Origin of the sequence: Emticicia sp. 17c, assembly GCF_037153985.1 — a bacterium.
In the GTDB taxonomy this organism is placed as follows: Bacteria; Bacteroidota; Bacteroidia; order Cytophagales; family Spirosomataceae; genus Emticicia.
This window is the reverse complement of the sequence record NZ_JBBAYI010000007.1, coordinates 237,852-251,073: the sequence shown is the minus strand read 5'-3', so window position 1 is coordinate 251,073 and position 13,222 is coordinate 237,852. Positions and strand designations below refer to the sequence as shown.

Sequence of the window (13,222 nt, the reverse complement as noted above, 5' to 3'; positions counted from 1 at the left end):
CATTATTGCTAAACACAGCAAAAGTAACAAAAAATAGCTTTTAGGTTAAATTTTTGTCTAATTTTGAATGAAATTTCAAACTTCAAATTGAGATGTATTTTAAAAGTGCGGCTTTTTACCTGATAATTTATGCTTTCCTGAGTGGTTGTAGTAAAAAGGTTGCCCAACAGTTTGTATCAAAACCTGTTGGCCCTAAACGTGAGTTCAGGGCGGTTTGGGTAGCTACTATCGATAATATTGACTGGCCTTCACGCAAGGGGCTTTCTGCCGATATTCAACAACAAGAGTTCAGAACTTTACTCGACCGACAAAAAAGCTACGGCATGAATGCCGTGCTGGTGCAGGTCAGGGCGGCATCTGATGCTTTCTATGCACGTAGCAAAGAGCCGTGGTCAGAATGGCTGACAGGCGAACAAGGCAAAGCTCCCACCCCTTTTTATGACCCCATGACCTTCATGATTCATGAAGCTCACCAACGTGGCATGGAGTTCCATGCGTGGCTAAACATGAACCGCGGCACGCACAAAGCATCAAAAAGTATTACACCTGACCACCTCACACTTACTAAACCCGAATGGTTTTTAAGTTATGGGGGCTATAAGTTGTTTAATCTGGGTATTCCTGAAGTGAGAACTTATATTACCGATGTTGTGGTGAATATTGTTCGGTATTATGACATTGACGGTATTCATTTCGACGATTATTTTTATCCTTATACCATCGCTAATGAAAAACTACGTGATGAAGACACCTTTCGGAAATACAAAGGCAATTTCACTAATATAGAAGATTGGCGAAGAAATAACGTAGATTTAATTGTAAAGGACATAAGCGATGCCATTCGCCGCGAAAAACCTAAAGTAAAATTCGGCGTTAGTCCTGTGGGTGTCTGGCGTAATGCTTCGGTTGACCCTAGCGGCTCTCAGACAGCAGGCGGACAAACTTCTTATGATAATTTATATGCCGATACAAAAAAATGGATTCAGAAGGGTTGGATTGACTACATAGCTCCGCAGATTTACTTTAGTTTTGAATTTAACAAGGTTCCGTATAAAACCCTAGCCGACTGGTGGACAAACCATACTTATGAACGCCATTTATATATAGGCCATGCCGCGTATCGGGTTAAAGCCGGAAGCAACGAGATAGGCTGGGAACGCCCTAATCAGATTCCACGGCAAGTGCGTTATAACCGTAGCAAAACTCAGATTTCGGGGAGTATTTACTTTAGTGCCAAGCCACTTACTAAAAACGAATTATCGGTGACCGATTCTTTACGGAACTTGTATTTTTATCCGGCACTTCCGCCTACCATGCCCTGGAAAGACAATATTCCACCCAATGCGCCAGAAAACCTCAAAGTTAAAAAGGTAAGCGACGGAGGCATATTTATCAGCTGGGACTTACCTAGCTCCCCCCCTAAAGATGGCGATGAAGTAAATGCTTTTGTAGTGTATAGATTTGATGAAAATGAAAAAATTAATCTGGAGAATCCGGCCAGAATTATAGGAATTGTCAGAAACGAAGGTATGCTAAACTATACCGACAAGACATACGATTCGGGCCGTAGTTATGTATACGTTGTTACTGCTCTTGACCGCCTTAGTAATGAAAGTACCATGAGCAATACTGTTAAAATAAAATTGTAGTAGATGAATGTAATTAAAAGACAGGCTTTCCTGAGCACAATTTTCTCTTATGGGGGTGTGGTAGTAGGGTTTATTTCTCAGTTTTTTTTGTTTCCTACTTTTTTCGATAAAGAGGAAATAGGTTTGCTCAATGTATTATTGTCTTACATGTACATTCTGGTACAAATCTCCTCTCTGGGATTCAACGCCGCCGGAAGCCGCTTTTTTGTAAACTTTCGTGATGCCAAGCATGGTCATAGAGGTTTTCTGTTTCTGGGGCTTATGGTTTGCTTGAGTGGTTTTTTGCTTTGCAGTATCGGGGTAATTGTTCTAAAAGACTGGATTATTGCCAGCAACGACAAATCCAGACTTTTTGCAGATAATTTTTATTTTCTGCTGCCAATTACATTAGCCACCGTATTATTTAATATGTTTGATAACTATGCCAAGAACCTGTACGACACCATTACAGGTACGTTTCTGGGGCAGTTTGTGCAGAGATTCCTGATTCTGTTATCGTTGTTGCTGGTTGTTTTTAATATTCTCGATTTTTCGCAATATATCTGGTTCTGGGTACTAGCGGTTTCGTTTTATGTGCTACCCATGATATGGAAAGCCACTAAGCTCGAAGGCTTTTCATTAAAGCCCGATTTTTCGGTTATGACACCTCATTTTACCCGCCAGTTTACCACTTATAGCTTTCTGACCATTCTGACAGGCTTTTCGTCGATGATTATTCTTTACATCGATAAAATCATGCTTTCAAAATTATCGTCTCTGGGCGACACAGGTGTTTACAGTACGGCTGCATTTTTCGGAAGTGTAATGGGTATGTCGTTAATAGCACTTAATAAAGCCTCTACTCCTATTATCGTTGACTCTTTCGCTTCAAATGATTTAGATAAAATTAAAACTATTTATAAAAAAAGCTGTACTACCTCCCTGATTGTAGGCTGCTGGATTTTTCTGGGAATTTACCTCAATATCGATAATCTTTTCGAGTTTCTTCCGCCAGATTTTGAAAGTGGCAAATGGGTAATAATTATTCTTAGTATTGGTAAGTTGTTCGACCTCGCCACAGGGCTGAATGGTACCATTCTGGCACTTTCACCCTATTATCGTTATGATACCTATATTATGGTAAGCCTGATAGGCTTAACTATTCTGCTGAATCAAATACTAATACCTATTTACGGAATCAATGGGGCGGCCATTGCCTTAGCAGTAGCCACTATTTATTATAATGGTATCAGATACGCCCTCTTGTGGTGGAAACTAGATATGCAGCCTTTTACGATTGATATTCCGAAGGTTTTATTAATAATGGTTTTAAGTGGCTTAGCTGTTAGCCTCATACCAGTTACAGGCGGAACAAAGTTCAAAACGGTTATTGATATTGCGTATAGGTCTACGGCCATTACGGCTTTATATGGTGTAATTATCTACTGGAGTAAAGTATCTCCTGAACTGAATACAGCCATGCGTAGTCTTTGGCAAAATATTACAAGTTTTGGAAAAAAATAAAAAAGTCCCACAGAGGGATATGCTCTTGTGGGACTTTGATACTTATTTTTTTGCCAGAGTATAAATTTTTCCTGCGCTGTAATCAAGTATATACAACTCATGATTAGCGTCTTCGCCAAAGGCCGAAATGGCACTTACATTGCTTATTTTGGCATTACTATTAGTAGCTTTTGAGCCATCATAATTTAATGCCCATATTTTTCCGCTTACGTAATCGCCAAATATGTATTTACCTGCAAGCCCTGTTAATTTACTACCTCTGTATACTACCCCACCTGTTACCGAACGCCCATCATTACCTTGCTGATAACTCCAGACAGGGGCCACCAGATTAGCCTGATTGCAATTAGCATTGGCATCATAACAATCATTGGCTTCTTTTATACGCCAGCCATAGTTTCCTCCTTTGGTTACTATGTCTATTTCTTCAACTTTATTTTGCCCTACATCTCCTACCCATAAATTATTGGTAGTTTTATCGAAACTAAAACGCCACGGGTTCCGCAAGCCATACGCATATATTTCTTCACGGAAGCCCTCAGTATTGCCTATATACGGGTTATCTTTAGGAATCCCGTAGGGGGTTGTCTCGGCTACGTTTACGTCAATCCTCAATATTTTTCCTAGTAGGTTTTTCCGATTCTGGGCGTTGTTCTGTGGGTCTCCCCCACTTCCACCGTCACCCGTGGCAATATATAAATACCCATCTGCTCCGAAAGCCAATTTTCCACCTTTGTGGTTGGTATAGGGTTGGTCAAATACCAACAGAATTTTTTCGCTGCCCGCATCGGCTACCTGTGAGCCTGCCGAAACTTTAAACCGTGAAATAACCGTCTGGCGTGTGGGTGAATCACGATTATAATTTACATAAAAGAATCCGTTCGTTTTAAAGTCAGGATGAAAAGCCAGACCTAAAAGCCCCATTTCTCCTCCAGAAGTTACCCGCGCGTCAATATCCAGAAAAACCGATGATTTATCGGCAGAAGACACATTCTCAAATACACGTATGACACCCCTTTGTTCAACTACAAATACTTTGTTTGTTCCGTCAGGGGCATAAGTAAATTCGACGGGGTCATCAAAAGTCAGATTCGGGAAGGCGTTCACTGCCTGATACTCTTCTGCAACGGGGTTCGTCGAGGTAGAATCTTTTGATGTTCCGGTTGGGTCATTGTCGGCGGGTTTGCAATTAAACCCCAACAATATAACAAAGCAGACCATAAAAATTAAAATGCTTACTTTTTTCATAGAAGTTTTGGATTTTTATATGAATGTAACGCATAAAGCCCCACAAATGATTTGAAAATCTGACAAAACGTATGAAAAAATAATATAAGCCGTTTTTTTGAATGGTTTTCAGGCAGGCATTAAACCTGATGCAAATCATCGACCAGTGCCTTCAGGTCTTCAAGTTCTTTTAAATCGTTCTGAAATTCTTCCTTTGTATGGGTTTTAAATATGCCCGATTTAAGCATTAGAAAGTACACTGCCAACGTAATAGCAATCATAACAGCGGTTTCTGTAAGGGCGGGTATGAGTTCTTTATTTTCTAGCTTATTTGGCAAAAAGGCAACGATTACCAAACAGGCAGAGGCCAACATGATACCTCCGAACCATTGTTGCAGTTTTCTGTTTTTTTCGTATTCGTTGATTACATTTTTAAGAAAACTATCCAGAGTTACGTAGCTCAGATTAACCGATAACACACTAGTATTTTTGTAGATATTTATTAATGCCAACACAATGCCAACACTCAATAAAATAAACGGAATGTATTGTGAAGTATAAACAAAGTCGAAGGGGTTGCCTACCAAAATAGCTCCAATAAATAATAACTCGATTATCATAACAATAAAGAGTAGCTTGTTTTCCTGCCGGACTTTTGTCATTCTTGTCTGTGACCGCTCTTTAATCATGCTTCTAACGAGTTTCTCGTTCAATACCTTTGACGACTGCAATTGTTTGTCGTAGGCGTTCCATACCGATTTTAGTTCTTCCAAGTTCATTGTTCGTTCGCTTTAATTATTTTCTCTAATTTTGTTTTTATTCTGTTGAGCCGTACACCCACGTTTGAGAGGCTGATACCCATAATTTCGGCTATTTCTTCATAACTTTTGTTTTCCAGATATAGCATAATAATGGCTTTTTCTATTTCTGATAATTGCTCAATAGCCTGCTGCAATAAACTGATTTTGTCTTGTTCTGCGCTAAAGAGTGCCATATCAGGAATTTCCAGTTCATCGGCCGAAATCGCTTTTCTTTCAGGCTTTCGGCTTTCTTTTCTGAAACACGAAATAGCTGTATTCAAAGCTACTCTGTACATCCATGAGGTACTAAGTGCTTCGCCTCTGAAACGTGGATAAGAAGCCCATAGTTGTAAGACAATTTCCTGAAAAAGGTCTTTTTTATCGTCGGTATCATGGCAATACAAATTACATACTTTGTAAATGAGGCCCCGATTTGTATTGATTAGATTGACGAATTCTTTTTCCATGATTATCTGCTTGATTTTAAACAATTAGTCGAGAGACAATGAGAAAACTTACACCACAAGCATTATTTTTTATGACTTGCAGTATACGCTTGTTAAAGATATGGCAAAATTTTGCTTATTTCGCACCTGTTATCCATCTAGTAAAGTACTAATTTCTTGAAAATTCTCCTGATAAATACCGACGATAGTATGGGTGGCGCAGCCATTGCCTGCTTGCGTTTGTTATCGGTTCTGGAAGAAACCGGCGGTGTTACAGCACAAATGCTGGTGCAGGAAAAAAAACGGAATCACACCGCTGTTGAGGCCATCGCACAAAACTGGTGGCAAAAAAAAATGGCTTTGGGTCGTTTTATAACCGAGCGTTTATATTTTCGTTTGTTTGAAAAAAATAAAGAAGTACGTTTTGCTTTTTCGCCAGCCAATACTGGCATTGATATAACCCAACATCCTTTGGTACAACAAGCCGATGTGATACATCTGCATTGGGTTAATTTCGGTTTTCTTTCTATTCAATCGCTTGGCAAACTTTTTAAACTTGGCAAACCTGTTGTCTGGACTTTACATGATATGTGGGCTTTTACGGGAGGGTGCCATCATAGCGGCGATTGTGAAAATTATCAATCGGGTTGTGGTAATTGCCTGCCGTATCTTCGTTCACCTGCTCCTGACGATTTATCGGCTCAGGTATGGCAGCAAAAACAGGAAGCATTCGCTGGTTTGGCCGATGCCCACATTCAGATTGTTGCGTGTAGCCAATGGCTTGCCAACCGTGCAAAAAAAAGCAGCCTTTTCAAGAACCTGCCTGTGGGTGCAATCCCCAACCCGTTAGATGTAGGTTTGTTCAAACCTTTTGATAAAAAAGAAGCCAGAAAAAAACTAGACCTACCCGCTGATAAAAAATTAATTTTGTTTGCGGCTGCAAAAGTTACGGTTATCTGGAAAGGATTCAGCTATTTTCAGGAGGCCCTGCATTTATTAAAAACACAGCTAGCCGATAGCTCAACCATAGAACTGGTTATTTTAGGCGAAAGCGATGAAGCCATAAACCAAACCTTGCCTTTTAAAACTCATGCTTTGGGGCGCATTACTGATATGGCTACCATAGCGCAGATATATGCTGCTGCTGATGTTTTTACGATTCCGTCCATCCAGGAAAACCTGCCTAATACTATTATGGAAGCAATGGCTTGCGGTACGCCCGCAGTGGGTTTTGAGGTTGGTGGTATCCCCGAAATGATTACCCACAAACAAACGGGGTTTCTGGCAAGATACAAATCGGCCGAGAGTCTGGCTGAGGGAATCAGATGGGTACTTTTTGAAGCCAACGCTACCGATTTATCTGCTCAGGCAAGAAAAAAAGTATTAGAAAACTATTCTCAGGAAGTAGTTAAAGAAGCCTATCTGAAAATATACCGAAGCCTTGTACAAAATTAGTTTGCCCCTAATTCCTTTACGTCTTCATAGGCTGCTACCACCATTTTTTGTAAATTCTGAAACAGATGTCGGGCATTTGTTCGTTTTTGGAGCATTCCCTGATAAGTCAACTGTGCCAGAAAAGTTTTTATCTGTGCGTCCATGTGCTGGTTTTCTTCAATAAGCCATCCTGCTTCATTCAGTAAAGCCCATGTGTCGGCCTCCTTGCTACCACAGAACAAAATAGTAGCCTCTGCACAAATCGAACTTACTGCTTTCGACGGCACAGCAATGTGTGTCCATTGTTGTAACAAACTCACCAAATGCACGTCAATAAAATGTAGTTGGCTTCTCGGTACTCCTTTTAAAATAGTAATTCCTTTTTTATCTTGAGCGTAGGTCAATACTGCGGCTGATTTTTCTCCATAAACGGCCAGAATGAGGTGGTGTTTTTCTGTATCCAGATTATCGATGAATCTTAGCAGGAATTCGTCAGAATGTGGTTGACCCAGATTACCACAGTAGCCAAAATATATTTTTCCATCCTGCTTTTTCCAGTCAGGTATGTTGGTGTCATTTTCCTGATGAAAAAGCACTCCGCAAGGCAAAATAGTGGTGTCTATTGAATGTTTGTAACTGGCTTGTACAAACGCGGCCTGATTAGGCCCTAGCGCAATTAAATGTGCAGGCGGGCGTTGGTAGGTTTTCTTTAACACCCATTGATACATGCGGTTCGACGGTTTTACAGTTCCGGCGGCAGCAAAGCCTTCAGGGAATAAATCCATCGACCACAACACCCAATCTTTTAAAAACCATGCCGCCCAAAAAGGAAGCAGAGGCGGGCTTGTCATGACAATTACCTTACCTCTTTTTATCCTTCTGGCCTTTAGTACAAGAAAAAGGCCATCGAGTGTGCCAGAAATAAGTTTAAGAATTTTGTTTTTGCCTTCATAAATTGTTTTTACAGGATGCAGCACTCCAATAGGCTGCCTGATTTGCCCACCGCCCTCATAAGTGCGGTCAATATGTACAATATGTACTTCGGCCTGATATTTTTCTATGAGATATTTCGCCATGTCCCATGCCGACTCTCCTGTAATGCCAGGGTTTGGCGGGTAATGACGGTTAATAATGGTAACAACGGGTGTTGTTTTTTCAGATTTATCTGGCATTGAGTAAAGGCATCACTTAAATCATGCAAAGGTAGAGCAATAATACTATAAATGAAACAGCTTGCCAGTGCAAAGGCTTATTCGGTATGTTCCTGATCAATATATTTATAGCCCCGTAGGATATTGTATCGGAACACCAACCCAAAATTAAAACTGATACCGTTTGATATCTGATGAGCTTTATCTACTGTAACGGAATTAATAGAGTAGTCTACATCTGAACGAATATTACCCTTTGGAGTAACATTACCTCTGGCAAAAACAACGATTGATAATGTATTTGAGATTCGCCCGTGGAGTTCGACCTGTACTTCTGCTTGTGCTATGGCATTTTTATTGAGAAAACCCTCACTTTTCAGCACATGACGAAGGGTGTCTCGTGGCTGTTGAGGATTAAGGGTCGTTGCCGTAAAAATACGCTCACCTATTTTTTTATTAGCAGCTTCCGGCGAAAACAGAATACCTGCCCCAATATGAATGGTTGCATTTTTTGTGATAGGGTCAATGGTTAACACTTTACGCTTGTAACGAATAGGAATGGTTTGTAAACCTGTTCCATAACGATAAATATAAGGTATTGACCTGCCAGAGCTAACTGTCTGAATAATATAAGTAGGATTTTTGTAATAGCCCATCTCAACCGACCACTTATCGTTCATGTTGTATCCTAACACAATACCCCAGTATAAATCGTTTCCTTTCTGTTTACCAATTAACCCATCAAGGTTGCTTATTAAGGTTGACTGGTTTAGTTCCATGCCACCTTCTACTCCTAGATAAAGGTTAATTGACTTACGGTCAAGATTAGGATAGATGTTATTCTTCACATCGCTTCTTTGGCTTGGCTTTTTATAATACTCGTCTTCCTCCTGTCCGAAAGTCAGAAATGAACAACACACAAAACATAAGAAAGGTATAACTGATTTCATAATAAGTGGAAATGATTTCAAATTTACAAAAAAACTGAGATTCCTATTCGTAATTTCAAAGACATATCATGCCAGATTCAAACTGAAAGACGCTTAAAACCCTGAAATAGTTGTTAAGCGAAATAATATTTTTCATAACCAAAGAAAAAATATAACTATATAAAGATATTTTAGTATTTAGTAAAAGAATCGTAGTAAATTTTCGTGATTAAAGCGAAAAGAAAATTTATATTTGTCGTAAGAAAACCGTCTAGCCCAATAAATAATTGAACTAAGAAAGAATGAGTAAATTTACTCATTTTGCTTGCGTTTATTACTCACTCATTATCTACAAAGGATGAAAACATTAGATACTTTTGATTTCTCGGGCAAAAAAGCCCTCATTAGAGTTGACTTTAACGTACCTCTTAACGAAAAATACGAAATCACTGACGACACTCGGATTACTGCAACCATACCAACCATCAAGAAAATATTAAATGATGGAGGCTCGTGCATTCTGATGTCACACTTAGGGCGTCCGAAAGATGGCCCAACAGAAAAATACTCATTGAAACATCTGGTGAATCCACTTTCTGTAATATTAGGTTTGCAAGTTAAATTTGCTGACGATTGTATTGGTGCTTCGGCTTACGAACAAGCTGAAAACCTGAAACCAGGCGAAGTGCTATTGCTCGAAAACCTCAGGTTCTACAAAGAAGAAGAAAAAGGTGATGTAGCTTTTGCTGAAAAACTTTCAAAGCTAGGTAATGTTTGGGTAAATGATGCTTTTGGTACTGCCCACAGAGCGCACGCTTCAACAGCAGTTATTGGTCAATTCTTTGAAGACCGCGTTTGCGGATACGTAATGCAAGCAGAGATTGACAACGCACAAAAAATTCTGGAACACGCTGAACGCCCGTTTACAGCAATTATGGGTGGTGCTAAAATTTCAGACAAGATTCTTATCATTGAGCGTTTATTAGACAAAGTTGATAACCTGATTATTGGCGGCGGTATGACTTACACCTTCACTAAAGCTCAGGGAGGCGAAATAGGCAAATCTCTTCTAGAAGCCGATAAACAACCGTTGGCTTTAGAGCTTATCGAAAAAGCAAAGGCTAAAGGTGTAAACCTTGTGTTGCCGTCTGACAACGTTTGTGCCGATGGTTTCTCGAACGATGCTAACAGACAAGTAGTACAAACCGGACAAATTCCGGCCGACTGGGAAGGTCTCGACATAGGCCCTGATACCATCAAAACATTTACCGATATTATCGAAAAATCAAAAACTATTCTCTGGAATGGCCCTATGGGTGTTTTTGAGTTCCCTAATTTTGCTATCGGTACCAATGCCATTGCAGAATCAGTTGTAAAAGCTACCGAAGAAAACGGCGCATTCTCGCTTATTGGCGGTGGCGATTCGGCCTCGGCAGTAAACAATGCCGGTTATGGTGACCGCGTATCGTATGTTTCGACAGGTGGAGGAGCTTTACTAGAATACATGGAAGGCAAAACCCTACCCGGTGTAGCTGCCCTTGAATAGTAACAAGAAAAATAAATGAAAAACCCCTGATTTAGCCGTCAGGGGTTTTTCGGTATAATGCGTTTCAAAAAACTATTTTACCAGAGCTTGATGTTCGTAAAATAGATGCCAACAGCTACCACAAGGGTGAGTATAGCTACTAATAACAGTTCTGCGTACTTCACCGGCGATTCAGTTTTCGTAGTTTTTTGCATAAGAAATAAAGGTTTTGGGATCTAATATTATCTACATAACGTATTTTCAGGTAAAAAGGATACAGATTTGCCTATATTTTTATTGAACGGCTATCTTTACTCAAAAACAACATAGAATTTCTGATTCTTTCTTCTCAAACCATTATCTTTGCGACTTATTTTTAAACCTTAGTATAACTTTGTTTACTAAATTAAAAAATTCATTCATTTTCCATTCATAAAATGTCAAAAGTACTTATCATTGGTGCCGGTGGAGTCGGCAGCGTAGTTGCCCATAAATGTGCAATGAACTCCCACATTTTTACGGAAATTTTATTAGCAAGCCGCACTCAATCAAAATGCGATAAAATTGCAGCCGATATTCAGGAAATGCACGGTGTAAGCATAAAAACTGCTAAAGTTGATGCCGATAATGTACCCGAACTAGTAACACTGATTAAAAGTTTCGGCCCTAAAATGGTTATCAACGTAGCACTTCCGTATCAGGATTTAACCATTATGGATGCTTGTCTGGAAACAGGTGTGCATTATCTTGATACAGCCAATTACGAACCAAAAGATGTAGCCAAATTTGAATATAGCTGGCAATGGGCGTATCAGGACCGCTTCAAGGAAGCAGGCTTGATGGCTTTACTTGGTTGTGGTTTTGACCCGGGCGTTACACAGGTATTCTGTGCTTATGCCAATAAGCATCATTTCGATGAAATGCACTATCTGGATATTATTGATTGCAACGCCGGTAATCATGGAAAGGCTTTTGCAACCAATTTTAATCCTGAAATCAATATCCGCGAGATTACACAGAATGGTCGTTACTGGGAAAATGGCGAATGGGTCGAAATCCCGCCAATGTCGATTCATAAACCAATTGATTACCCTGAAATCGGGCCTAAAGAATCTTATGTACTATACCATGAGGAATTAGAATCATTAGTTAAGAATTTTCCGACGCTGAAACGTGCGCGTTTCTGGATGACATTCGGGCAGGCATACCTTACGCACCTTGAAGTTCTTCAGAATGTAGGCATGACCCGCATTGACCCTGTGAAATTCAATGGTATGGATATTGTACCGTTAGAGTTTCTGAAAGCCGTTTTACCTGCCCCTGATACCTTAGGTGAAAACTATACAGGCCAGACCTCTATTGGCTGCCAGATTAAAGGCATTGAAGGCGGTAAAGATAAAACTTATTATGTATGGAATAACTGCGACCACGCCGAATGCTACCGCGAGGTAAGGGCGCAGGCTGTTTCTTATACCACTGGCGTACCTGCCATGATTGGGGCCATGCTGATGCTGACTAACCCTGAATGGCAAAAACCAGGTGTATGGAATTGTGAAGAGCTGAACCCTGACCCATTCATGGAACTTCTAAATACGCAAGGGTTGCCATGGCACGAGCAGGTAAATATTCCATTACCTCACGAATATTAAAAATATTTGCACCAAACTACCAAATCCACTAAGCAATTAGTGGATTTTTTTCGTTCTAGGGTTATATTGCAATACATAATCATATTAATCAATGAAAGCTATCTCTTTTGCAGCCGCTCTTTTATTTAGTTGTACGCTCATGGCACAAGAAAATAAAGTGCATGATGCTATGGTTTTTAATTCCCTACAAACCGTTGATGGCACTCCTAGTAAAAACCAGAATACTATGGCCGCCTACGATTTACGCTATGAAGGAGTAAAAGGCTCCAGATATTTTATAGATGAGTGGCTTACCGGGCAACTTGTATTTGTGAAAGAAAATACCAAAGCCCCCAAGATTGTACCTCTCAAGTATGATACGCACAACAAGGAATTATTATTTAAACGCTCAATCGGAGATTCAATTATTGTAAATCCTGATCAGATTACAGGCTTTATCATTAACGATGCTGCTCATAATATTAGTTATCCGTTTGTAAAGTTTGAAGGTTTGAAAACCGAAGGCGGCGTAGTGCCTGTATGTTATTTAATGGTTTTGTATAAAAATAAAACCTCTTTACTGAAATATGTTAGTAAAATGATGCAAAAAGCTAATTATTCAGCCGTTTCTAACGTTGACCGCCGCTATGATGCTTATATTGATAATTCGGAGTATTTTATTCAGAAGCCAGATGGCTCACTGAGTAGAACCAAGCTAAAGAAAAACGCTATTCTCAATGCGCTGAATGACAAAAAAGAACAGTTGGAAGCCTACATCAAAAAAGAAAATCTTACGTTCAAAAATGAATATGATTTAGCCAGAGTGGTAGATTATTACAATACGTTATAAAGTAAGTCTAGCTCGTCGGAATCGCTTTATTCATGCGTTAACAATCATGAATAAAGCGATTTTTGTTTTAATTTAGACAA

The 13,222-nt window shown here is 39.7% G+C and carries 11 protein-coding genes; 6 read left to right on the top strand and 5 right to left on the bottom strand.

What is annotated here, in order from left to right; genetic code table 11:
- The first annotated feature begins 92 nt into the window (after positions 1–92).
- Together WAA15_RS15230 and WAA15_RS15225 are read left to right on the top strand one after the other, a co-directional pair.
- Positions 93–1,649, top strand: coding sequence for a glycoside hydrolase family 10 protein (locus WAA15_RS15230; protein ID WP_337043651.1), 1,557 nt, complete (start codon positions 93–95; stop codon positions 1,647–1,649).
- Positions 1,650–1,652: 3 nt separating this feature from the next.
- Positions 1,653–3,152: a lipopolysaccharide biosynthesis protein gene (locus WAA15_RS15225; RefSeq protein WP_337043650.1), complete on the top strand. Its 1,500-nt coding sequence runs from the start codon at positions 1,653–1,655 to the stop codon at positions 3,150–3,152.
- Between the two features lie 42 nt (positions 3,153–3,194).
- Here WAA15_RS15225 and WAA15_RS15220 read toward each other — a convergent pair whose 3' ends face one another.
- The 3 genes from WAA15_RS15220 to WAA15_RS15210 all read right to left on the bottom strand — a co-directional run bounded on the left by WAA15_RS15220 (position 3,195) and on the right by WAA15_RS15210 (position 5,646).
- Positions 3,195–4,400: a PQQ-dependent sugar dehydrogenase gene (locus tag WAA15_RS15220; RefSeq protein ID WP_337043649.1), complete on the bottom strand. Its 1,206-nt coding sequence runs from the start codon at positions 4,398–4,400 to the stop codon at positions 3,195–3,197.
- Positions 4,401–4,519: 119 nt separating this feature from the next.
- Positions 4,520–5,158, bottom strand: a complete 639-nt coding sequence (locus tag WAA15_RS15215) for a hypothetical protein (protein WP_337043648.1) — start codon at positions 5,156–5,158, stop codon at positions 4,520–4,522.
- Positions 5,155–5,646, bottom strand: coding sequence for an RNA polymerase sigma factor (locus tag WAA15_RS15210; RefSeq protein ID WP_337043647.1), 492 nt, complete (start codon positions 5,644–5,646; stop codon positions 5,155–5,157). The genes WAA15_RS15215 and WAA15_RS15210 overlap by 4 nt, the downstream gene beginning before the upstream one ends.
- A 156-nt stretch (positions 5,647–5,802) precedes the next feature.
- On the opposite strand from WAA15_RS15210, the gene WAA15_RS15205 reads away from it, so the two are divergent.
- A complete protein-coding gene (locus WAA15_RS15205) occupies positions 5,803–7,080 on the top strand; it encodes a glycosyltransferase family 4 protein (protein ID WP_337043646.1) in 1,278 nt (425 codons plus the stop codon).
- Here WAA15_RS15205 and WAA15_RS15200 read toward each other — a convergent pair.
- Both WAA15_RS15200 and WAA15_RS15195 read right to left on the bottom strand, forming a co-directional pair.
- On the bottom strand, positions 7,077–8,231 hold the full coding sequence (locus WAA15_RS15200; protein WP_337043645.1) for a hypothetical protein: 1,155 nt from the start codon (positions 8,229–8,231) through the stop codon (positions 7,077–7,079). The genes WAA15_RS15205 and WAA15_RS15200 overlap by 4 nt on opposite strands.
- A gap of 77 nt (positions 8,232–8,308) precedes the next feature.
- Positions 8,309–9,160: a hypothetical protein gene (locus WAA15_RS15195; RefSeq protein WP_337043644.1), complete on the bottom strand. Its 852-nt coding sequence runs from the start codon at positions 9,158–9,160 to the stop codon at positions 8,309–8,311.
- A 337-nt stretch (positions 9,161–9,497) separates the two neighbouring features.
- Here WAA15_RS15195 and WAA15_RS15190 point away from each other — a divergent pair, with 337 nt between their 5' ends.
- The 3 genes from WAA15_RS15190 to WAA15_RS15180 all read left to right on the top strand — a co-directional run bounded on the left by WAA15_RS15190 (position 9,498) and on the right by WAA15_RS15180 (position 13,142).
- Complete coding sequence (locus WAA15_RS15190) at positions 9,498–10,685, top strand: phosphoglycerate kinase (protein ID WP_337043643.1); 1,188 nt, start codon at positions 9,498–9,500, stop codon at positions 10,683–10,685.
- A gap of 416 nt (positions 10,686–11,101) precedes the next feature.
- Positions 11,102–12,313 (top strand): saccharopine dehydrogenase family protein, encoded by a 1,212-nt coding sequence (locus tag WAA15_RS15185; RefSeq protein ID WP_337043642.1) that lies wholly within the window; start codon positions 11,102–11,104, stop codon positions 12,311–12,313.
- A gap of 91 nt (positions 12,314–12,404) precedes the next feature.
- A complete protein-coding gene (locus tag WAA15_RS15180; protein WP_337043641.1) occupies positions 12,405–13,142 on the top strand; it encodes a hypothetical protein in 738 nt (245 codons plus the stop codon).
- Positions 13,143–13,222 lie beyond the last annotated feature (80 nt).

Excerpts from the sequence above, each read along its gene's own strand:
- WAA15_RS15195 (WP_337043644.1), bottom strand. The coding sequence starts at position 9,160 with ATGAAATCAGTTATACCTTTCTTATGTTTTGTGTGTTGTTCATTTCTG.
- WAA15_RS15200 (WP_337043645.1), bottom strand. The coding sequence starts at position 8,231 with ATGCCAGATAAATCTGAAAAAACAACACCCGTTGTTACCATTATTAAC.
- WAA15_RS15220 (WP_337043649.1), bottom strand. The coding sequence starts at position 4,400 with ATGAAAAAAGTAAGCATTTTAATTTTTATGGTCTGCTTTGTTATATTG.
- WAA15_RS15185 (WP_337043642.1), top strand. The coding sequence starts at position 11,102 with ATGTCAAAAGTACTTATCATTGGTGCCGGTGGAGTCGGCAGCGTAGTT.
- WAA15_RS15225 (WP_337043650.1), top strand. The coding sequence starts at position 1,653 with ATGAATGTAATTAAAAGACAGGCTTTCCTGAGCACAATTTTCTCTTAT.
- WAA15_RS15180 (WP_337043641.1), top strand. The coding sequence starts at position 12,405 with ATGAAAGCTATCTCTTTTGCAGCCGCTCTTTTATTTAGTTGTACGCTC.
- WAA15_RS15215 (WP_337043648.1), bottom strand. The coding sequence starts at position 5,158 with ATGAACTTGGAAGAACTAAAATCGGTATGGAACGCCTACGACAAACAA.
- WAA15_RS15210 (WP_337043647.1), bottom strand. The coding sequence starts at position 5,646 with ATGGAAAAAGAATTCGTCAATCTAATCAATACAAATCGGGGCCTCATT.
- WAA15_RS15190 (WP_337043643.1), top strand. The coding sequence starts at position 9,498 with ATGAAAACATTAGATACTTTTGATTTCTCGGGCAAAAAAGCCCTCATT.
- WAA15_RS15230 (WP_337043651.1), top strand. The coding sequence starts at position 93 with ATGTATTTTAAAAGTGCGGCTTTTTACCTGATAATTTATGCTTTCCTG.